At 32.7% G+C, this 19,398-nt stretch carries 23 protein-coding genes; 11 read left to right on the plus strand and 12 right to left on the minus strand.

Annotation, left to right across the window (positions count from 1 at the left end):
- Positions 1–7 precede the first annotated feature (7 nt).
- The 6 genes from ASE40_RS12900 to ASE40_RS12925 all read left to right on the plus strand — a co-directional run bounded on the left by ASE40_RS12900 (position 8) and on the right by ASE40_RS12925 (position 4,759).
- Positions 8–616: a thiamine phosphate synthase gene (locus ASE40_RS12900; RefSeq protein WP_057117483.1), complete on the plus strand. Its 609-nt coding sequence runs from the start codon at positions 8–10 to the stop codon at positions 614–616.
- On the plus strand, positions 574–1,314 hold the full coding sequence (locus ASE40_RS12905) for a hydroxymethylpyrimidine/phosphomethylpyrimidine kinase (RefSeq protein ID WP_057117484.1): 741 nt from the start codon (positions 574–576) through the stop codon (positions 1,312–1,314). The genes ASE40_RS12900 and ASE40_RS12905 overlap by 43 nt, the downstream gene beginning before the upstream one ends.
- On the plus strand, positions 1,307–1,945 hold the full coding sequence (locus ASE40_RS12910; protein ID WP_057117485.1) for a thiamine phosphate synthase: 639 nt from the start codon (positions 1,307–1,309) through the stop codon (positions 1,943–1,945). Before ASE40_RS12905 ends, ASE40_RS12910 begins: the two co-directional genes overlap by 8 nt.
- The gene (locus ASE40_RS12915) at positions 1,926–2,702 is read left to right on the plus strand and encodes a thiazole synthase (protein ID WP_057117486.1); all 777 of its coding nucleotides are present in this window, start codon (positions 1,926–1,928) and stop codon (positions 2,700–2,702) included. Before ASE40_RS12910 ends, ASE40_RS12915 begins: the two co-directional genes overlap by 20 nt.
- A gap of 153 nt (positions 2,703–2,855) precedes the next feature.
- Complete coding sequence (gene thiH, locus ASE40_RS12920) at positions 2,856–3,983, plus strand: 2-iminoacetate synthase ThiH (protein ID WP_057117487.1); 1,128 nt, start codon at positions 2,856–2,858, stop codon at positions 3,981–3,983.
- Between the two features lie 65 nt (positions 3,984–4,048).
- Positions 4,049–4,759 (plus strand): HesA/MoeB/ThiF family protein, encoded by a 711-nt coding sequence (locus ASE40_RS12925; RefSeq protein WP_057117488.1) that lies wholly within the window; start codon positions 4,049–4,051, stop codon positions 4,757–4,759.
- On the opposite strand, the gene ASE40_RS12930 is transcribed toward ASE40_RS12925, so the two are convergent.
- From ASE40_RS12930 to ASE40_RS12945, 4 genes are all read right to left on the minus strand, one after another.
- Entirely contained in the window at positions 4,756–5,550 is a 795-nt protein-coding gene (locus ASE40_RS12930) for an MOSC domain-containing protein (RefSeq protein WP_057117489.1), read from the minus strand. The genes ASE40_RS12925 and ASE40_RS12930 overlap by 4 nt on opposite strands.
- Before the next feature lie 2 nt (positions 5,551–5,552).
- On the minus strand, positions 5,553–6,191 hold the full coding sequence (gene aat, locus ASE40_RS12935; protein WP_057117490.1) for a leucyl/phenylalanyl-tRNA--protein transferase: 639 nt from the start codon (positions 6,189–6,191) through the stop codon (positions 5,553–5,555).
- Positions 6,192–6,358: 167 nt separating this feature from the next.
- Positions 6,359–6,730 carry a DUF3127 domain-containing protein gene (locus ASE40_RS12940; RefSeq protein ID WP_057117491.1) on the minus strand — a complete coding sequence of 124 codons (372 nt, stop codon included), beginning with the start codon at positions 6,728–6,730 and terminating at the stop codon, positions 6,359–6,361.
- 35 nt (positions 6,731–6,765) lie between these two features.
- Positions 6,766–7,641 carry a flavin reductase family protein gene (locus ASE40_RS12945; RefSeq protein WP_057117679.1) on the minus strand — a complete coding sequence of 292 codons (876 nt, stop codon included), beginning with the start codon at positions 7,639–7,641 and terminating at the stop codon, positions 6,766–6,768.
- A gap of 160 nt (positions 7,642–7,801) precedes the next feature.
- Here ASE40_RS12945 and ASE40_RS12950 point away from each other — a divergent pair, with 160 nt between their 5' ends.
- Entirely contained in the window at positions 7,802–8,953 is a 1,152-nt protein-coding gene (locus ASE40_RS12950; protein WP_057117492.1) for a sensor histidine kinase, read from the plus strand.
- A gap of 112 nt (positions 8,954–9,065) precedes the next feature.
- Here ASE40_RS12950 and ASE40_RS12955 read toward each other — a convergent pair whose 3' ends face one another.
- Both ASE40_RS12955 and greA read right to left on the minus strand, forming a co-directional pair.
- Positions 9,066–9,455 carry an HIT family protein gene (locus ASE40_RS12955; RefSeq protein WP_057117493.1) on the minus strand — a complete coding sequence of 130 codons (390 nt, stop codon included), beginning with the start codon at positions 9,453–9,455 and terminating at the stop codon, positions 9,066–9,068.
- 68 nt (positions 9,456–9,523) lie between these two features.
- Complete coding sequence (greA, locus tag ASE40_RS12960) at positions 9,524–10,000, minus strand: transcription elongation factor GreA (RefSeq protein WP_057117494.1); 477 nt, start codon at positions 9,998–10,000, stop codon at positions 9,524–9,526.
- A 156-nt stretch (positions 10,001–10,156) separates the two neighbouring features.
- On the opposite strand from greA, the gene ASE40_RS12965 reads away from it, so the two are divergent.
- Positions 10,157–10,573 (plus strand): hypothetical protein, encoded by a 417-nt coding sequence (locus ASE40_RS12965; RefSeq protein ID WP_057117495.1) that lies wholly within the window; start codon positions 10,157–10,159, stop codon positions 10,571–10,573.
- 47 nt (positions 10,574–10,620) lie between these two features.
- Here the strand turns inward: ASE40_RS12965 and ASE40_RS12970 are convergent, their stop codons facing one another.
- The 5 genes from ASE40_RS12970 to ASE40_RS12990 all read right to left on the minus strand — a co-directional run bounded on the left by ASE40_RS12970 (position 10,621) and on the right by ASE40_RS12990 (position 16,918).
- Positions 10,621–12,783 (minus strand): TonB-dependent receptor, encoded by a 2,163-nt coding sequence (locus tag ASE40_RS12970; RefSeq protein WP_057117496.1) that lies wholly within the window; start codon positions 12,781–12,783, stop codon positions 10,621–10,623.
- Between the two features lie 270 nt (positions 12,784–13,053).
- The gene (gene arfB, locus ASE40_RS12975) at positions 13,054–13,455 is read right to left on the minus strand and encodes an alternative ribosome rescue aminoacyl-tRNA hydrolase ArfB (RefSeq protein ID WP_057117497.1); all 402 of its coding nucleotides are present in this window, start codon (positions 13,453–13,455) and stop codon (positions 13,054–13,056) included.
- Between the two features lies 1 nt (position 13,456).
- Positions 13,457–15,571 carry a DUF4301 family protein gene (locus tag ASE40_RS12980; protein ID WP_057117498.1) on the minus strand — a complete coding sequence of 705 codons (2,115 nt, stop codon included), beginning with the start codon at positions 15,569–15,571 and terminating at the stop codon, positions 13,457–13,459.
- Positions 15,535–16,155: a nicotinamide riboside transporter PnuC gene (pnuC, locus tag ASE40_RS12985; protein WP_057117499.1), complete on the minus strand. Its 621-nt coding sequence runs from the start codon at positions 16,153–16,155 to the stop codon at positions 15,535–15,537. Before pnuC ends, ASE40_RS12980 begins: the two co-directional genes overlap by 37 nt.
- A 31-nt stretch (positions 16,156–16,186) precedes the next feature.
- Positions 16,187–16,918, minus strand: coding sequence for a geranylgeranylglyceryl/heptaprenylglyceryl phosphate synthase (locus tag ASE40_RS12990; protein WP_057117500.1), 732 nt, complete (start codon positions 16,916–16,918; stop codon positions 16,187–16,189).
- An 86-nt stretch (positions 16,919–17,004) separates the two neighbouring features.
- Between ASE40_RS12990 and ASE40_RS12995 the strand changes: the two genes are divergently transcribed.
- The 3 genes from ASE40_RS12995 to ASE40_RS13005 all read left to right on the plus strand — a co-directional run bounded on the left by ASE40_RS12995 (position 17,005) and on the right by ASE40_RS13005 (position 18,365).
- Positions 17,005–17,601: a Crp/Fnr family transcriptional regulator gene (locus ASE40_RS12995; RefSeq protein ID WP_057117501.1), complete on the plus strand. Its 597-nt coding sequence runs from the start codon at positions 17,005–17,007 to the stop codon at positions 17,599–17,601.
- Between the two features lie 81 nt (positions 17,602–17,682).
- Complete coding sequence (locus tag ASE40_RS13000) at positions 17,683–17,970, plus strand: hypothetical protein (protein ID WP_057117502.1); 288 nt, start codon at positions 17,683–17,685, stop codon at positions 17,968–17,970.
- Positions 17,967–18,365: a group III truncated hemoglobin gene (locus ASE40_RS13005; protein WP_057117503.1), complete on the plus strand. Its 399-nt coding sequence runs from the start codon at positions 17,967–17,969 to the stop codon at positions 18,363–18,365. Before ASE40_RS13000 ends, ASE40_RS13005 begins: the two co-directional genes overlap by 4 nt.
- 92 nt (positions 18,366–18,457) lie before the next feature.
- On the opposite strand, the gene ASE40_RS13010 is transcribed toward ASE40_RS13005, so the two are convergent.
- Complete coding sequence (locus tag ASE40_RS13010; protein ID WP_057117504.1) at positions 18,458–19,114, minus strand: 4'-phosphopantetheinyl transferase family protein; 657 nt, start codon at positions 19,112–19,114, stop codon at positions 18,458–18,460.
- Positions 19,115–19,398: the final 284 nt, after the last annotated feature.

Here is a 19,398-nt window from a genome sequence, read left to right on the forward strand (position 1 = left end):
GAAAGATATGATTGTAGTTACAAATCCTTTTTCTGTTGAAAATGAAACAAATATGATTCAATCTTTATTTGCCGAAGGATTGTCTTTGCTTCATATTAGAAAACCTGATTTTTCTGAATTGGAAATGGCGGAATTCATTCATCACATAAAATTGGAAAATAGAGATAAGCTTGTATTGCACAATCATCATACACTGGCAGAAGATTTTGGAATTAACAGATTTCATTTTTCTGAAAAAGAAAGAAAGCAAACTCATGACTCTCCTGAAAGGTTTTCAAAACCTTGTAGGTATTCAACATCAACACATTCTATTAAAGATTTCAATTTATTAGAGAGTGATTTTGATTACGCTTTTTTAAGTCCAGTTTTTAAAAGTATTTCCAAAGAAAATTATCATCCAGAAACAGATCTTTTTGAAGAGATAAAATCACGAACAAACTATAAAACAAAAGTCATCGCTTTAGGCGGAATTGATTCGCAAAATATTCAAAAAGTGCTTCAAAATGGTTTTGATGATGCTGCACTTTTGGGAAGTATTTGGAACAATGAGAATCCTGTAAAACAATTTAAATTATGTCAGCAAATCGCCCTTTCGTACTTACAATTGCAGGTTTAGATCCGTCTGGTGGCGCTGGGATTTTGGCTGATATCAAAACCTTTGAACAGCACAAAGTAACTGGTTTTGCCATTTCGACAGCGAATACAATTCAGACGGAAAATCAGTTTTATGAAATTGAATGGACGAATTTGAATTTTGTTATTCGGTCTATCGAAACGCTGTTTTCTAATTATAAAATTGCTGTTGTCAAAATTGGAATTGTAGCCTCTCTATACGACTTAAATCAAATTATTTCGACTATAAAACTACTTTCTCCTTCAACAAAAATCGTTTGGGATCCAGTTTTAAAATCGACCACAAAATTTGTATTTATGAATATTGAAGATCATGAAAGATTAAATAAAATACTTCCCAAAATCGATTTGATTACACCGAATTATCATGAAGCCAAAATTCTGTTTCCTGATTTTAGTTCTAAAGAAAATAGCTTCTTAACAGACATTTTATTGAAAGGCGGACATAACAAAAAGGCTTTAGGAACAGATACTTTATTTCTAGAAGATGAAATTTTAGAATTGCTTCCTTCAAACCAGAAATGCTTTGAAAAACATGGCTCTGGCTGTGTACTTTCTTCTGCAATTGCATCCAACTTAGCATTAAACCAAACTATGATAGAAGCCTGTAAAAATGCCAAAATATATATCGAAAATTATTTGAGCTCAACTTCAACTTTAATCGGATATCATTATGTATAATAAACTGCAATACATTTCGCAAGGCGAAACAATCGAAGAACAATTACGCAATATACATCAAGCTCTTGATGCTGGATGTGAGTGGATACAAATGCGATTTAAAAATCAAACAACTCAAAATAGGCTCACTTTGGGAGAAGCTGTAAAACTTCTATGCGACGAATATCAGGTCAAATTTATTGTAAATGATGATTTACATCTCGCCCAGCAAATTGAAGCAGATGGCGTTCATCTAGGATTAACCGATACGAAAATAGATGAAGCAAGAGCAATTTTAGGTGCTAAAAAAATAATTGGCGGAACGGCTAATACTTTTGAAGATATTCAGAATCATGTCAAAAACGGCTGTGATTATATTGGTTTAGGACCTTTTCGTTTTACTGCAACAAAAGAAAAACTAAGTCCCATTTTAGGGTTATCAGGTTACTTTGATATTCTTCAAAGACTGAAGAAAGATAAAATTGATGTTCCTGTTTATGCAATTGGAGGCATCACATTACGAGATGTAAATCCGTTAATGGAAACTGGAATTCACGGAATTGCCGTGTCTGGAATTATTACAGAAAGTGATGAAAAGGAAAAATTAATTCAACAACTAAACGAAAAATTATATGCAAACGTCATTATTTAATATTGGAGACAAAACTTTCAAATCACGTTTGTTTTTAGGAACAGGAAAATTTGGTTCGAATGAAGAGATGGAGCAAGCCATTTTAGCTTCAGAAAGTGAATTGGTTACTGTCGCTCTCAAACGCATTGATTTAGAAACGGATACTGACGCTATCTTATCTCATTTAAAACATCCAAATATTAATTTGTTACCCAATACATCTGGAGCACGAAATGCAAAAGAAGCCGTTTTTGCTGCGCAATTGGCGCGCGAAGCTTTGGAAACCAATTGGGTAAAACTCGAAATTCATCCTGATCCCAAATACTTAATGCCTGATCCTATAGAAACTTTGAAAGCAACAGAAGAATTAGCAAAACTCGGTTTTTTTGTTCTGCCTTACATTCATGCTGATCCTGTTTTATGCAAGCATTTAGAAAGTGCCGGAACAGCTGCCGTAATGCCGTTAGGTTCTCCAATTGGAAGTAACAAAGGTTTAAAAACAATTGATTTTTTAGAGATTATAATTGAACAAAGTAATGTTCCAGTTATTATAGATGCTGGAATCGGCGCTCCGTCTGACGCTGCAAAAGCAATGGAAATTGGTGCTGATGCTGTTTTGGTTAACACTGCAATAGCTGTGGCTGGAAATCCAAAACTAATGGCTGAGGCTTTTGCAGCAGCTGTTATAGCTGGAAGGAAAGCTTTTGAAGCTAAGATTGCTAATCAGCAAAATTATGCGACGGCTTCTAGTCCTTTGACTTCTTTTCTTTATGAGTAATTTTTTTCTAACGCAAAGTCCGCAAGGTTTTTTCGCAAAGTTCGCAAAGCTTTGCGGACTTTTTGTCAAAGACAAGAACTCAAAGCTTAGCGATCTTTGCGTATTCTTAGCGCGCTTTGCGTTAAAAAACTTTTGCAGTAAAACTAAACTCACATGAATACTTTTAAATCTATTTTTGAGCAATATAATTGGGATGAAATCCAATCCAAGATATATAAAACCAGGTCAAAAGATGTTGAACGCACTTTGGCTAAAACCAAATACAATCTCGAGGATTTTTTGATTTTGATTTCTCCAATTGCTCAAAATTATTTAGAGCAAATGGCACAAAAATGCCATGAAATCACCAAAAAACGCTTCGGAAAAACGATTCAAATGTATGCACCGTTGTATTTGAGCAACGAATGCCAGAACATTTGTACCTATTGTGGATTTAGTCTAGACAATAAAATCAAAAGAAAAACACTGACTGATGCTGAGATAAAAGTAGAAGTTGAAGCCTTAAAAAACACTGGCTTCGATCATGTTTTACTGGTCACAGGCGAAGCTAATTATACCGTAAATATTAACTATTTTCTAAATGCAATTGACCTAATTCGAAAAGATTTTTCGATTATTTCTGTTGAAGTCCAGCCGCTTTCAACAGAAGATTATGAACGTCTGCATAAAGCTGGAGTTTATTCGGTTTTGGTTTATCAGGAAACTTATCATCAGGAAGTTTACAAAAAATATCATACGAAAGGAAAAAAATCAAATTTCGACTATAGATTAGAAACTCCAGACAGAATAGGTTCTGCAGGAATTCATAAAATTGGCTTGGGAGTTTTATTAGGTTTAGAAGATTGGCGAACGGACAGCTTCTTCAATGCTTTGCATTTAGATTATCTTCAAAAAAAATATTGGCAGACTAAATATTCGGTTTCGTTTCCACGTCTCCGCCCTGCAGAAGGAATTATTGAACCTAATTTTATCATGGATGATAAAGATCTGACGCAGTTAATCTGCGCCTATCGTTTATGGAATGAGGATTTAGAAATTTCTATTTCAACTCGTGAGAACGAGAAATTCAGAAACAATATAATTCCAATTGGCGTTACGAGCATGAGTGCTGGTTCTAAAACAAATCCAGGCGGTTATGTGGTTGATCCGCAGTCTTTGGAACAATTCGAAATCAGTGATGAACGTTCTGCAGAAGAAATTTCAAAAATCATAAAAATGAAAGGTTACGAACCCGTTTGGAAAGATTGGGATAGAAGTTATATTTCAGATTTTAGAGTTTAGATTTCAGATTTTTTTATCTGCTTTGATCAATCTAAAATCAACAATCTATAATCTAAAATTAAAAAATGAGCATCATCAAAGAATTCCTTCGTTACAATAGACAAACCATTCTCCCTGAAATTGGCGACGAAGGTCAGGAAAAACTAAAAAAAGCAAAAGTTTTAGTTATTGGAGCGGGCGGCTTAGGCTGTCCCATTTTGCAATACATTGCAACTGCTGGAGTTGGTTATATCGGAATTATGGATTTTGACACTATTGAAATTCATAATCTGCACAGACAGATTTTATATACCGAAAATGAAATTGGCCAGCACAAAGCAGCCGTGGCAAAAGATGTAGTTTCTAAATTAAATCCGTTGATTGAGGCTGTTGCTATTAATGAAAAATTAACTGCTGAAAATGCCTCAAAAATTATAGAACAATTTGATATTGTTGTTGACGGTTCTGATAATTTTTCGACTCGTTATTTAGTCAATGATACTTGTGTTCAGCTTAACAAACCTTTAATTTATGGAAGCATATTAAAGTTTGAAGGACAAATTGCCGTCTTCAATCAGAACGGAAGTAAAAATCTTCGTGATTTATTTCCAGAAATGCCTGATCCAAAAGATGTTCCTAATTGCAATTTGAATGGCGTTTTAGGAACATTGCCTGGAATTATTGGTAACATGATGGCTCATGAAACCTTAAAATTGATTCTAGAATTACCAACTTTAAAAAATGAATTGATAATTTTTAATACTTTAAACTGGAATTTTACAAAGCTGAATTTCTAAAATACAACCTCATCGCCAACACTAATAATTCCGTTATTTAAACTCACAATATTAGTTCCAAATAAAACTGAATTGTCTACATTTCTGTATTTGCTTAAAGTCTTGAGAGGCTCTTTTTTCAAACGTCCATTTTCGGGATCATTGTTAACCATAATACATCTGCCGCAAGGTTTTATGTTTTTAAACTGAACTTCTCCAATGGTAAAAGTCTTAAAATCATCTTCTTCATGAGGATTTTCACTACTTATTACAATATTGGGACGAAATCTCAAAACAGTAATTTTATCTTCTAGTTTTTCATTTAAAAAATCTAAACTCTTTGTCCCAATTAACAGATACGGATACCCATCGGCAAGACTGACATTAAAAGTTTCTTTTAATCTGGAACTTTCATGTTTACGATCTCCATTTTTTATAATTTTCACCAATTTACATTCAAAACCCAAATGCTGGCTGAACCATTTTGAAGTTTCGTAATTTACCTCAACAACTTCGCTTTTATCATCCCAAACATTTACTTCGACCGAATTGTCCAAATGCTCATCAATAGAAAATTCATGTTTTTGATCTTGAAAAGTTATACTAATTTTGCCGTCTAAAATTTGCGGGTAAAACTGGCTCATAATGCGATGCTCTCTTTGCGTTAGCATTTGATTTTCGGCATCGATTAGCATCCATCGGCGGTCATTTTCAAATCCCATTTCTTCTGCAAAAGCAGACTTACAGCTTATTCCAGCCAGACTTTTTATCGGATAGATATAAATTTCTTTTACACTATAAACGACACTCATTTTTACTTACTTTTTAAAATGGACATAAATTCTTCACGATCAATTTCGCGACAGCCTAAACTCTCTAAATGTGGACTATAAACTTGACAATCGAGTAATTTATAATTTTCTTTTTGCAAATATAAAGCTAAAGCAATAAAAGCTGTTTTTGAGGCATTTGAAACTTTAGAAAACATGCTTTCTCCACAAAAAACATGTCCCAGGTCAATTCCGTACAAACCTCCAACTAAAATATCATCCTGCCAAACCTCAACAGATTTCGCAATTCCGTCTTCATTTAATTTGCAGTAAGCATCGATCATATCGTTTGATATCCAAGTTCCGTTTTGACCGTCGCGTTTTATCTGCTGGCAATTTGAAATTACTTCTTTGAAATTTTTATTAAAAGTAACTTTAAACATTTTCCGATTTAAGATATTCCGCATACTTTTAGATATTACCAGTTCATCAAAAAATAATACCATTCTCGGATCTGGTGCCCACCAAAGAATGGGTTCTCCTTCATTAAACCACGGAAAAATGCCACTTTTATAAGCTAGTTGTAAACGTTCTGGACTGAGATCGCCTCCAATAGCCAAAACACCTTCTTCATCTGCTTCTGTAACTGGCGGAAAAAATAAATCTTTGAATAAATAATACATTTTTTTAAATAATCAATTTTGAAAAAATTCCCAATTCCAAACTTCTACAGCATCGTCATTTTCACTTAAGGATAAATAACAAAAGAGCTCAAAAATTAAAATTCCAAATCCCAAAACATAGTAATGAATTGGAATTTGGAATTTCAAATATTTAAATTTAAACGTTCTTAGAACGGTAAATCGTCTGGTTCGTCTTCGTTTAAGTTTGCTGCTGGAGCAAAAGTTTCTGCTGTCGGCACTGGCGGTGCTTGTGTAGGTGCAGCATCTGCTAATCTTTCGATTCTCCAACCTTGAATACTATTGAAATATCTAGTTTCTCCTTGTGGATTAACCCATTCTCTTCCTCTTAAATTGATAGAAACTTTTACTGCCTCTCCTTGTTTATAGCTACTCAACAAATCGCATTTATCTTGTGTAAATTCGATTAAAATATGTTGTGGATACTGTTCCTCAGTAGTAACAACTAATTCTCTTTTTTTGAATGAGGCACTAACTTGCTGCTCTGGGTTAACCACTTTTACTTTTCCTGTAACTTCCATCTTCGTCTATATTAATTATTGTTTCTTTCTTTCTTTTATTTTTTTGCTAAAAGTACTTTCCAAGCCGACTCAACGTCACCATTGTCGAGATATTTTTTGGCTTCTAAGTGTATTTTTTTCTGGTCATCTGAACTTAAAACTCCTTTGACAGAAAAATTTTCTTTCACAAATATACTAACTTCTTCTTTTGTAGGCAAGGCTTCAATGTTGCCTAATTTACCTAAATCATTTCCATCAAAAACAGGACTTGCTTTTACAAAATCTGGTATATTATCTACTCCTACTCCCAGTGTTGTCAATGGTTTTGCGACTTCAAAAAGTCCTTGATTTGATCTTGAATACCAGTTATTTCCTAACCTCGATACCAAATCAATTTTATGCTGATCTATTGCGCCGTTCTCGTCTAAAATTGATTCGTGAATGTGAATTTTTACAACTTCACATAAAATTAAATTTCCTGCCCCGCCTTCTTCTCCTAACGGAATAATCTGCGTTACCTTGCATTCAAATTGAACTGGAGATTCTTTTACACGATATGGTTTTACTAAATCTGAAGGAATCTGGGTTAAGCCGGCTTTTATAAATTCATTTACTCCATCTCCATATTCTGTACTTGCTAAAGACGTCTGTTGTACTAAATCGTAATTTACAACATTTATAACAACTTCTCGAGTTGCTTCGGCATTAATTAAAGTATGTTTGATGGTATTATCACGAACGCGGCGCGAAGGTGAGAAAACCAATATTGGCGGATTAGCACTAAAAACGTTAAAGAAACTAAACGGTGAGAGGTTCGGAATTCCTTTTTCGCTGATTGTACTTGCAAAAGCAATTGGTCTAGGACCAATCGCGCTCTGCAGATAGCCCTGCAGCTTTGCCGTTGGAATCTCTTTTGGATTAATACTGATCATACTTTTTGATTTAAAACCAAATCTCATTTTGGTACCTGCAAAAGTATTGAAATGGTTTAATTATGAGAAATTGTTTTGCAGATAAAACAAAAAAACTTTCGCCAGTCGCAAAATATAAAATGTGTATATTTCGTTATATTTATACCACAAAATAATTGATATGTCTTTTTCTGAAAGAACAAATACAACTCGCTGGATTATCATTTCCTTCTGCTTTATCATCATTTCTCTAATCCTTTGGAATACTTATACTTTCTTCCAAATATTTAAAAATGAGGAGCGTTTAAAAATGAAACTTTTTGTAAATGCGCAAATTACAATTGTGAATGCAAACGAAAATACTGATGTAGAACTTCCGCTTCAAATCATCAACAACAATACTTCTATTCCGGCTATAGTTATTTTGTACGACAAAGTGGTAAGTGCGACAAATGTTCCTGATGAAATTCTTAGTAACAAGAAAAAAAGAGCAGCCTATTTGAATAAATTAAGAAATGAAAATGAGCCTATAACTTTTGAATATGCTCCCGGGAAATACCAGACGTTGTACTATGGAAATTCAGGATTACTTAATAAACTCAAATATTATCCAATTGCTTTATTTCTTATTATTGTTTTATGTGTTGCTTTAATTTATAATTTTTACAAAAGCACTAAAATGGCAACCCAAAACAAACTTTGGGCTGGAATGGCTAAAGAAACTGCACACCAGATTGGCACACCATTGTCTTCATTAATTGGCTGGGTCGAAATATTAAAAACCGAAGAGATTGATCCTTCTATAAGTATTGAAATAGAAAAAGACATAGAACGTCTGCAGACTATCACCGATCGTTTTTCTAAAATTGGATCTGTGCCAGTTCTAGAAAATCACAATATTGTAGAAGAGACAAAAAATGCATATGAGTATCTTCAATCTCGATTTTCGAAACAGGTTGCTTTTTCTTTTGAAGCTCCAAAAGAACCAATTTTTGCTATGATAAATCCAACATTACACAGCTGGACAATTGAAAATTTGGTCAAAAATGCTATTGATGCCATGAAAGGAAAAGGAACTTTAGATCTTAAAATTGAACAAGATGCTTTTAATGTAAAAATTAATGTGAAAGATTCTGGAACAGGAATTTCTAAAAAACAATTTAAAACCATTTTTGAACCAGGTTTCACAACCAAAAAGCGCGGCTGGGGACTTGGTCTTTCTTTAACGAAAAGAATTGTTGAAGAATACCATAATGGGAACATAAAGGTATTACAGTCTGAAATAGGAAAAGGAACTACTTTTCAAATCTTATTAAATAAAAAAGTGCAGTAAAAATAATTTACTGCACTTTTTATTATCTGTTTTGTCAGACTAAGCGAAGTCGAAGTCTGCGGCTCGCTCTTAAAACGAACTTATACTTCTTTGCCAGACATTCGTGAAAACATTATAAATTCGATTGAATATCTTTTGCTAATGCTTCAAATTCTTCTTTAGAAAGAGAAACTTTATTTTGAAAACGCATTTCATCCATTTCGTTTAACGGAATTAAATGTACGTGTGCATGAGGCACTTCAAGTCCAACAACTGCTATTCCGATTCTCTTGCATGGAACTGTTTTTTCTAAGGCTGCTGCTATTTTTTTAGAAAATTTCATTAAGCCTAAATAATCTTCTTCTTCCATATCAAAAATCTTATCGATTTCTTGTTTCGGAATGCAAAGCGTATGTCCCTTAGCATTTGGATTTACATCTAAAAAAGCCAAATATTTATCATCTTCAGCAATTTTGTATGCAGGAATTTCTCCGTTTACTATTTTAGTGAATATTGAACTCATGGTTTTTTGGGTTAATCGTTTAACTGTTTATTCGTTTAACCGATTTAACGATTACACTTTTAAAAAAATTAGTCTCTTGAGATTTCAAGAATTTCAAATTTCAAAATTCCGTTTGGAACTGTAATTTCTGCTACTTCTCCAACAGACTTTCCTAATAACCCTTTTCCGATAGGAGATGTTACAGAGATTTTTCCTGTTTTAAGATCTGCTTCACTTTCGGCAACTAGAGTATATTTCATCTCCATTCCGTTACTTTGATTTTTGATTTTTACATTAGACAAAACCAAAACCTTAGAAACATCTAATTGAGATTCATCTATTAATCTTGCATTTGCATATACTTCTTCCAATTTAGAAATTCTCATTTCTAATAAACCTTGTGCTTCTTTTGCTGCATCATATTCCGCGTTTTCAGACAAATCACCTTTATCTCTTGCGTCTGCAATATCTTGAGATGCCTTAGGACGCATTACACTTTTTAAATGCTCCAATTCATCTTTTAACTTTTTTAGTCCTTCTGCTGTATAATAAGATACTTTACTCATAACTTCATCGTTTATATAAATACAAAAAATCCCATCGCGACGGGATTTTCTTACCACAAATATACTATAATTTTTAATAGTACATAATTATATGTTAATCATATAGATTTCAAATCTAAATAAATTATTTTTGTTTCACTAATTCTTATTAAAATAATGAAAAAAATCTGGTTCTTTATCGCACTATCTGCTGTATTATTCTCATGCAGCGACAACAACAGGAGCAATAACAATCCTTACATTCCTAATTATTCTATAAATGCGTATTTGGATACCAATCTTCCAACTTACAATAAATTGATCTATCCGAGCAATCCTGTTTATGTTGCTAACTACGGCGCAAAAGGAATTATTGTAATGAAAACTGGTGAAGGAACTTACACCGCTTTTGATGCTGCATGCCCAAACCAGGCGCTTACATCATGTACCGCCATGACTATTGATGGAATTTATGCCGTTTGTTCGTGCGATAAGACTCAATATAATTTATTTACAGGACTGGGAGGAAAAGAATATCCGATGAAGCAATATCGTGTAGAGTCTTCTGGAAGTGTAGTTCACGTATACAATTAAAAAAAAGCCTGAAATTATTTTCAGGCTTTTTTTTGCATTTAACTCAATTAGAATTTCAGATTTAACCCAATTAAGAAATTGGTTCCTGCCTGCGGATAATAGTATGGATAAATATCCCACATAGCTCCGTTTGAAACATATTTTTTGTCGAAAATATTATTAACCAATGCTGTAATCGTAATTGATTTAAAAATAGAATTTGGTTTTATTTCGTAGGAAGCATTAAAGTCATTTACAAAATAATCTGCCAACTTAGCTTCAGGAAGTTCAATATTGTTCATGTACTGCTCTCCAACGTATTTTTGCAATAGTGAAAGATATAATCCTTCAATAGGTTTATACACAATTACATTTCCTGCAATAACTTCTGGAGAATATGCAATTTTAGTTGTTCCGTAGTATTCCCCTTCAACAGCTAAATCAACATTTTTATTGCTGCTCAAAGTAAAGTTTGGTCTTAAAGTAAATCTATCAGTAATCGCAATTGTTGCATCAAATTCGAAACCTAAACGATAACTTTTTTCTGTATTGGCACGAATTGGCGCACCAACATCATCAAGTCTTCCCGTTAAAATCAATTGATCTCTATATCCCATATAGTATAGATTAGAATTCAATTGAAATTTCTCTGAATTAAATCTCCATCCCAACTCAAAATCATTAAGTTTCTCTGGTTTTACATTTCCGCCTTCATAATCGGTTCTGTTTGGCTCACGGTTAGCTCTCGCATAAGAAAAGTACAAAGTGTTTTTTTCATTGAAAGCATAATTCAAACCCGCTTTTGGATTAAAAAAGTTGAAGTTATCATCTACCAAACCTGTTTCAGCACTATTTGCTTTATACTTCACATTTCTGTATTGTAAATCTCCGTAGAAACTCAATTCTTCTGTAAATTGATAATTTGCTTTAGCGAAAATATTTCCATCAGTCTTTGTAGAAAAATCATCATAATAATGATCTCCTAATTCAGATTGCGAAGCGTATCTCGCCCAGATTACTTTTCCGTAGTGGTCTCCTTCATATTTATTCCAGCCTCCGCCAATAATTACATCTAATTTTTCTTCTTTATATTTTGCCGAAAAAGTTGTCCCGTAAAAATCATTATCCAACCATTTCTGACGCACTAAATCTGTTGTTGTTACAGCTCCAACTGGATTCAGATTATAATCAGACATATCTGCATCTTCCTTATAATTTTCGTAATAACCTTTCCCTTTTGTATAATGTAATGCAAGATTCGTACTCCATTTATCAGAAATTGATTCGCCCCAATGCAGTTGATAATGGTCTTGTTTGTAATTATCGGTTTCATTATCATAAAAACGAACATTTCCAGCTTCGTCTGTATATTTACCAGCTGAATTATAAGTACGATCTGTATTTAAAGTTTCGGCATCAATTCCGTTCCAAGATTGATACGTTTTTTCAGTTCCTCCAAAAACCAAAGCTTTAATTAAAGTCGTTTTGCCAACATAAGTTCCCTGAAGGAAATACGATTTTAAATCAGAACTTGCACGATCAATATATCCTTGTGATTTTATGGCAGATAAACGTCCTGCGATTTCGAAGTGGTCATTTAATAACCCAGTACTAAATTTTACCGTATTTTTTATGGTATTGAATGAACCAGCAGAGCTTGAAATTTCACCTGTTGCTTTTCTTGCATAACTATCTGTCAGCATGTTCAAACTGGCACCAAAAGCACCTGCTCCATTTGTAGATGTTCCAACTCCACGCTGTAATTGAAGACTTTCTACAGAAGAAGCAAAATCGGGCATGTTTACCCAAAAAGTTCCTTGACTTTCAGCATCATTGTATGGAATTCCGTTTATAGTTACGTTTACACGTGTAGCATCGCTTCCACGCACTCGTATTCCTGTGTAACCTACTCCGTTTCCAGCATCAGAAGTTGTTACAACTGATGGAAGATAATTCATTAAAACAGGAATATCTTGTCCTAAGTTTCTATATTTAATTTCTTTTTTATCCATATTACTAAAACTTACTGGAGTTTTTGTAGTAACGCGAACTGCAGAAACCAGAACCTCATCAAGAGAATTTACTTTTGTAGAATCTTGCTGTTGCGCAAAAGAAAAAAGAGAATAGAAGAAAGAGAATAGAAGAAATAAAATAGATTTGGTTCTGCTCATTTTTTGAACCTTGGAACCTTTGCAACTTAGTACCTCAGTACCTTTAAAGATAGTTTTCATCTGTAAAAAAATTACAAATAAAAGGGGGAATTATTCTTTTGTTAAATTAATAAATGTGTTTCACGACAATATAAAGTGTGCACGCTTAGAATTGTCGTTTTTTCCCTTAGCAACATTACTCGCTCAGGTTCTTTGGGTATGATCTCAGCTCGTTATTTGGAGCACCCCTTTGAGACAGTGCAAATATAGAAAAGTATTAAGACAAATGTATAAAGTATCAAGATTTAGTTTGAGATCTATTTCTTAGTACTTAATTCTCCAATCTTAATACTAAAAATCAGGTTTTCTTCTCGATTGTTTAAGATCCGAAACGTTCTTTTTATCTTTAATTCTCTTTTTAATTACTGATTTCGGAACTTTTGTAGCTTTTCTGATCTTAGGAACGTAGAGTCCTTTTTTTATTAACTCTAGAAATCTCTTTATAACAATTTCTTTGTTTTTTAACTGACTTCTATCTTCATCACAATTTAAAATCAAGATATTTTCAGAAGTTAAACGAGTTGATAAATTGTCTTTTAAAAGTATTTTTTCTTCATCAGACAAAGCTTGAGAATTATCTAAATCAAAACTCAAAACTACTTTTGATGAAACTTTATTTACGTTTTGTCCGCCGGCGCCACTGCTCCGAACGGCTTTAAAGCCCAACTCTGATATGATTTTTTCTGTATCCATTTTATTGTGGCTGATGTGCTGCTTTCAATAAATCATTTACTGTTTTTACTGGATTAAAAGTAATTAAAGGAACTGCAACAAAAATAGTTAACCAATTTGCCATTGATCCGTTCCATAATCCTGGAAGTTCATAACTTTTTACTGGTTTTCCTTCAACACTTTTTTCAACAATAAAACCAGATTTTTGATCAATAAATTGTTTTAGATCAAATTTTTCTCCTTTATAATTTTTAATTCCGCAAACCAAATCTACAGGATTAAAATGTGTTGCTTCTTCTAAAATTTGAAGCTGCCTTTTGTTTGCTAAATCGACCTGTGATGTTTCTACAATTTGCAATGAAACTTCACCTTTTTCATTCATCACCCAAAATGGTCCGCCGCCAGGTTCACCTTCGTTTCTAACCATTCCGCAAACTCTGATCGGACGGTCTAATAGTTCTTTGATTTTAGCAAGTTTATTTTCAAAAGTAAATTTATTAAAATCGCTAGTCATTTGAATATTTAACTTTTGGATTAAAACATCCACAATTTCAACCAGATCATTTTCTGTCACTTCTCCTTTTTCAATTTTTCTTAAATAATCAAACACTTTCTGTTGGACCTCGATCAAAATAGCACCTAAAGCCTTTTTATACAATGTAATTTTATCGATATGATTTTGAATTACGTTGTCTATATTTTTAATAAAAATGATATCAGAATCCAAATTATTCAGATTTTCAATTAAGGCACCATGCCCTCCAGGTCTAAAAACCAAACTTCCATTACTATTATGAACAATTTTGTTTTGTATGTCTACATTAATAGAGTCTGTACTTTTATTTTGATAAGAATATGCAATATTAATAGTAGTGCCAGATTCCTTTTCAATTTTTTCTTTAACCTGATCAATTGCTGTTTCAAACAGATCTTGATGCATTTCTGAAACCGTAAAATGTAAATTGGAGACATTGTTTGCAGTTGCATAATGCACACACTCGTTCAAATGTTCTTCTATTGGATTCGCAATATGTGTTTTATATAAATGAAAAGGCAAAACAGCTTTAGGCTTATTTGCTGCATTAAGATAATCTGAAGATAATAATACTTGTATAAAGTAATAGTTTTTATAATCTCTTTCTAAAGTCTCGAAATCTGGATAAAGCTCTCGTAATTTTTTATCAATAGTTTTGAAGAAAGGAAATTTCTCCATGCCAACAATAAAAATAGCAAGTTCTTTATCTTTTTTTCTGTTGATATAAGCATTTATTGTTTCTTTCTGAATGTCGAAATCATTTAAAAAAGCTGTTAAAAATTTAAACATCCTAGTAGCTGCACCAGAAGCAGGAACAAACTTTTTAATTTTTAGATTTTCTTTATGATTGTCAAAAAAAGCTGCTTTTTCTTCAAACTCAGTTTGAGATAAACTTAAAATACCGTTGTTGATTGTTGCAGGACTTATTAAACTACTTTTTGCTATTCCATTTTTGAATATATCTAATTGTTTTAGAATATTTTCAAAAGGAATACCATGATTATATATCTCAACAAAATCCTCAGATGATAATCCTTTATCTTTAGCTAATGCTAAATTATCAATAATTGAAATCGCTTTTTTTAAACGGCTCTCTTTATCTCCAGATAATGTAATAAACGGCTTTTTGGTATCAATTAGGGTTTGTTTGAAAACAGAAAAAACTGTTTCTCTTCCTTCTGGGGTATCTCGAATATCATCTTTCTCCCAAGGAACATCAATATCTGTTAAAAAGAATAAATCGTATTCGTGTTTCAAAGCGGCTTCATTTAGAAGCGGATCACAAAAACCATAATACATTTCAGAAAAAACTTTTGTTACCATCAAATTGGTATCACAAAACAGGTATTTATTTGCTGAAGCCAGTTTTTGATTTTCTAATGCAGTCTGACCATAAGCAATTGGCATCATATCATCTGCAACACAGATATGCTTATTTTCTTCCCACTTTTCTTGTAGATAATCACGTGCAAATTCTGGAACCCATTCGGTTTCGTAATATTCTGCAAGCTGTTTTGCCAATGTGGTTTTACCTGTACTTTCAGGTCCAAATAAAGCAATTTTTATTATAGTTGTTTTTTGCTGTCTAAGATCTTTCTCCATTCTAAATAAGCTGAAATAGCCAAAATTGTAAAAATTATATATTGAAGTGACAACATTCCTAAGCCGCGATAAGCATAGAGAGGTACAACAATAATATCACCAATAATCCAAAGTGTCCAGTTTTCTATTTTTTTTCTGGCCATGTACCACATTCCCGCAAAAAATATTCCAGACGAAATCATGTCGACATAATTGTCTGGTTTAATTTCGTAATCAAAATATTTATAAATTCCGAAAACTACAAAAACGGTAACAATAAACAGGAAGATTCCAATTATTTTTTCATTAAAAGTTGTACGAGTAATCGGCAGATTGTCTTCAACAGTTCCTCCTTTTGCCCAAACATACCACCCGTAAATACTCATTATTGAAAAATATGCATTAATAATCATATCTCCAATGTAACCTGCGACATACAAAAGGTAAACTGAAATTACCGTTGCAATTAATCCTGTTGGGTAAACCCAAATATTTTCTTTTTTTGCCAACCAAACACTTAAAATACCAAAAACAAATACTAAAAACTCAAGAGCAATATGCCACAACGGCGCATTTTTATAACTATCAAGAAAAAAGTCAATCATTTTTGTGGTATTTAAAGGCGGTTAATTTTTTTTATGAATCAAAAAAATGACTGTCATTTTCAAAAGCAGTTCCTATAACTACTAAATCTGCTCCAGCATTATAAGCTTGTTTAATTCCCTGCAAATCTACAATTCCTCCACCAACAATAACAGGAATTTCTATGTTTTGAGCAATCAGCGAAATCATTTCCAAAGGAACAGGCTTTTTTGCCCCGCTTCCTGCTTCTAAATAAATTAATTTGTTCCCGAGCATTTCACCGGCTTGTGCCGTGGCAAGAGCCAAATCAAAATTTTCACGGTTCATAGGTTCTGTTTTACTAACGCGCGCAACAGCTGTTTCATTGCCGCTTTCTATTAAAATATAACCTGTCGAAATAACCTCAAGATTTGTCTTTTTTAGGATCGGTGCTGCCTGAACTTGATATTCTATTAAATAATCAGGATTTCTACCAGATAATAAAGATAGAAACAAAATAGCATCTGCCTGTGGCGAAATCTGCGAAGGGTCTCCAGGAAATATTACAACCGGTAAATTTGTTTTTTGTTTTAACTGCGCAATTAAATCTTCTAAAATAGTACTTTGAACTATGCTCCCTCCAACAAAAATATGGGTTGCAGGAGATTGATTTATTTTAAGCAATAAATGATCTAAGTTCTCCCACACAATTTTATCGGGATCCAGAAGTATAGCCAATAATTTTTGACCATTTTTCTTGGCTTCTAAAATTTGTTGATGGATCGTGATAAGTAATTTTTGTTCCATAATGGCTGTAAAAGTAAAAAGTTTTTAACGTAGAAGAACTATTATGAATGAATTATATTTGTAATGTCTTTGTTAAGAAACAATTTATGATCGCAGCTGAATTATTAAAGAAATATGGTGCAGTAAAAAAGTCTTTTGCAAAAGGTGAAATTATCTTTGAAGAAGGAAATCTGCCAACGTATTATTATCAGATAGTTTCTGGCGAAATTAAAATGTGTAATTATAATGATGACGGACGAGAATTTATTCAGGGAATATTTTATAAAGAACAGTCTTTTGGCGAACCTCCATTATTTTTAAACCAAAAATATCCTGCCAATTCCATTGCTGTAGAAGACAGCCAGATTTTGCTTCTTCCCAAATCTAATTTTATGAAACTGCTGGAAGAGAATCCTGCTGTCAGCATTAAAATAATCGAAAACCTTGCGCAGCGATTGTACTATAAATCGGTTATGGCTGCTGAAATCTCCACGCACGAACCCGAACATCGCGTTTTAAAACTAATCGATCACGGAATTGCTTACTTTAATTTTCAAAAAGATAAAAATGGTTATCTGATTAATTTTACGAGACAGCAGATCGGAGATTTAACGGGTTTGCGTGTAGAAACCGTTATCAGAGCCATAAAAGCGCTTGAAAAAAAAGGCGAATTGAAGATTATAAACAGAAAAGTATACAGATAAAAAAGTTCTCGTTTTATGATTTAAATCATAAAATGCAGCGGTATTGAGGGCGTATCTTTGTGGTATAAAAATCTCAATATCATGACACTATATCAAACAACCTTCGAAAATTTCAATAAAAGTTATATGGGTTCTGCTGCAATGGCAGTAATTGGTCAAAGCTGTTTAGGTGGCGCTGCGGCTATGTACGTTTTAGCTAATGGAACTTCTGTTTTTCAAATGATCCAGCTAGCTATTATAGTTTTAGCCTGTATCTTTGTAAACACTTCAATTTTGGCACAAATGAAACACAAAGTGGTTTTTAACCTTTTAATTCTGAGTGCATTTTTAAGTGTAGCATTTATTCTTTTAAACACTTTTATTCTGTGAAAAAACAAATAGAAAATAGAGCTGACATTGAATTTCTAGTACATCAGTTCTACGATAAAATAAGAGCCGATCAAGAAATCGGCTTTTATTTTAATAAAATGATTACCGATTGGGATGCACATCTTGAAAAGCTAACCGATTTCTGGGAAACGAACTTATTTGCTGTACGCAAATACAAAGGAAATCCGCATGCGGTACACAATGAGGTTGACGCTCATTTTGATGAAAACATTACAGCAAATGAATTCGGAATCTGGCTGAATCACTGGGCGCAGACATTAGATGAACACTTTGAAGGTGAAAATGTCGAAACCTTAAAAAGACGCGCCCGAAAAATGAGTACTTTTCTGTATATGAGTATGTTTCAGCACAGAAAAAAAGAAAGTGAGGTTTAATCATCGTTCAACCTTACTATGATGGATTTAACAAATGAGATTGCTTTGTTCCTGGCAATGACTAAGCTGAAAACTGTTACTGAAAACTGCGACTAAAAATACTTCTCAAAAGCATAAACCAAAGTAAAAGTTCCTTCAAAATTATCTGATTTGATTTCTTCGTAATGCACATCAAAATCTTTTACTAAATCATCAAAATGGAGACTGGACTCTGTTTGTTTTTTTTCTAAAGAAAAATCTTCAACTCTAATATGATCTTTAAAGCTGATTCCTTTTTCATTTCTGATTTTAAAGATTGCCTCTTTAGCGCCCCAAATAACGGTAAGCTTTTTAATATATTCTTCTGTAATTTTTGGTTCTAAATAATTGCATTCATAATCCGTAAATTTATCTGCAATTTTCTGAATTTTTTCACGCTGCAATTCCATATCAATTCCTACGGTCTCATGACTTATAATTATTGCCGCAAAATGATATGAATGTGTAATTGAGATATAATTATGACAATCAAAATACGGTTTTCCGAATTCGTCATAATGCAAATCTTTATCTGTAAAACCCATTTCCTGAATCAGCATTCGAACACTCAAAAAAGCACGTTGATGCATTTGAGACTTCATTCCGTTCAATCTTTTTTGTGTCTTTTCTTTCAACACAACTTTGCTTAATAACTCTTCTAAAGATTCGGTTATTTCCCAAATTAAAATTTTAGTAGTTTCATTGAATTGTATGGTCTGAAATAGAGGCATTTCTTTTTTAATTGTAAATTATGAATGGTTAATTTTAAACCATATAAGTAATATCAGAAAATATAACCGCTGGCTCAAAAAATGTATTAGTAAATATAAGCAATTCACTGCAAAGGTAATAGTTTAAGAATATTTTTTAAATGAACTCCTATCACTTATATGGCAAAAAATGATTTTTAGAGTAACATTCTAGAGATTAAGAAATTAAAGATTTCACAAATCTGACAGAAAGTAGTAAAAATAAAAACCTATTATGTAAATTTGCAAAAATTTTACAATATACA

It is taken from the genome of Flavobacterium sp. Root935 (assembly GCF_001429295.1).
Lineage (GTDB): Bacteria > Bacteroidota > Bacteroidia > Flavobacteriales > Flavobacteriaceae > Flavobacterium.

What these genes read in the sequence shown, in the direction of transcription:
- ASE40_RS12995 (WP_057117501.1), top strand. Translation starts at nt 17,005, where the DNA reads ATGATCGCAGCTGAATTATTAAAGAAATATGGTGCAGTAAAAAAGTCT.
- ASE40_RS12930 (WP_057117489.1), bottom strand. Translation starts at nt 5,550, where the DNA reads ATGAGTGTCGTTTATAGTGTAAAAGAAATTTATATCTATCCGATAAAA.
- ASE40_RS12915 (WP_057117486.1), top strand. Translation starts at nt 1,926, where the DNA reads ATGCAAACGTCATTATTTAATATTGGAGACAAAACTTTCAAATCACGT.
- ASE40_RS12900 (WP_057117483.1), top strand. Translation starts at nt 8, where the DNA reads ATGATTGTAGTTACAAATCCTTTTTCTGTTGAAAATGAAACAAATATG.
- ASE40_RS12970 (WP_057117496.1), bottom strand. Translation starts at nt 12,783, where the DNA reads ATGAAAACTATCTTTAAAGGTACTGAGGTACTAAGTTGCAAAGGTTCC.
- ASE40_RS13010 (WP_057117504.1), bottom strand. Translation starts at nt 19,114, where the DNA reads ATGCCTCTATTTCAGACCATACAATTCAATGAAACTACTAAAATTTTA.
- aat (WP_057117490.1), bottom strand. Translation starts at nt 6,191, where the DNA reads ATGTATTATTTATTCAAAGATTTATTTTTTCCGCCAGTTACAGAAGCA.
- arfB (WP_057117497.1), bottom strand. Translation starts at nt 13,455, where the DNA reads ATGGATACAGAAAAAATCATATCAGAGTTGGGCTTTAAAGCCGTTCGG.
- ASE40_RS12925 (WP_057117488.1), top strand. Translation starts at nt 4,049, where the DNA reads ATGAGCATCATCAAAGAATTCCTTCGTTACAATAGACAAACCATTCTC.
- ASE40_RS12940 (WP_057117491.1), bottom strand. Translation starts at nt 6,730, where the DNA reads ATGGAAGTTACAGGAAAAGTAAAAGTGGTTAACCCAGAGCAGCAAGTT.
- pnuC (WP_057117499.1), bottom strand. Translation starts at nt 16,155, where the DNA reads ATGATTGACTTTTTTCTTGATAGTTATAAAAATGCGCCGTTGTGGCAT.
- ASE40_RS12945 (WP_057117679.1), bottom strand. Translation starts at nt 7,641, where the DNA reads ATGATCAGTATTAATCCAAAAGAGATTCCAACGGCAAAGCTGCAGGGC.
- ASE40_RS12950 (WP_057117492.1), top strand. Translation starts at nt 7,802, where the DNA reads ATGTCTTTTTCTGAAAGAACAAATACAACTCGCTGGATTATCATTTCC.
- thiH (WP_057117487.1), top strand. Translation starts at nt 2,856, where the DNA reads ATGAATACTTTTAAATCTATTTTTGAGCAATATAATTGGGATGAAATC.
- ASE40_RS12905 (WP_057117484.1), top strand. Translation starts at nt 574, where the DNA reads ATGTCAGCAAATCGCCCTTTCGTACTTACAATTGCAGGTTTAGATCCG.
- ASE40_RS12955 (WP_057117493.1), bottom strand. Translation starts at nt 9,455, where the DNA reads ATGAGTTCAATATTCACTAAAATAGTAAACGGAGAAATTCCTGCATAC.
- ASE40_RS13000 (WP_057117502.1), top strand. Translation starts at nt 17,683, where the DNA reads ATGACACTATATCAAACAACCTTCGAAAATTTCAATAAAAGTTATATG.
- ASE40_RS12990 (WP_057117500.1), bottom strand. Translation starts at nt 16,918, where the DNA reads ATGGAACAAAAATTACTTATCACGATCCATCAACAAATTTTAGAAGCC.
- ASE40_RS12980 (WP_057117498.1), bottom strand. Translation starts at nt 15,571, where the DNA reads ATGGAGAAAGATCTTAGACAGCAAAAAACAACTATAATAAAAATTGCT.
- ASE40_RS12965 (WP_057117495.1), top strand. Translation starts at nt 10,157, where the DNA reads ATGAAAAAAATCTGGTTCTTTATCGCACTATCTGCTGTATTATTCTCA.
- greA (WP_057117494.1), bottom strand. Translation starts at nt 10,000, where the DNA reads ATGAGTAAAGTATCTTATTATACAGCAGAAGGACTAAAAAAGTTAAAA.
- ASE40_RS12910 (WP_057117485.1), top strand. Translation starts at nt 1,307, where the DNA reads ATGTATAATAAACTGCAATACATTTCGCAAGGCGAAACAATCGAAGAA.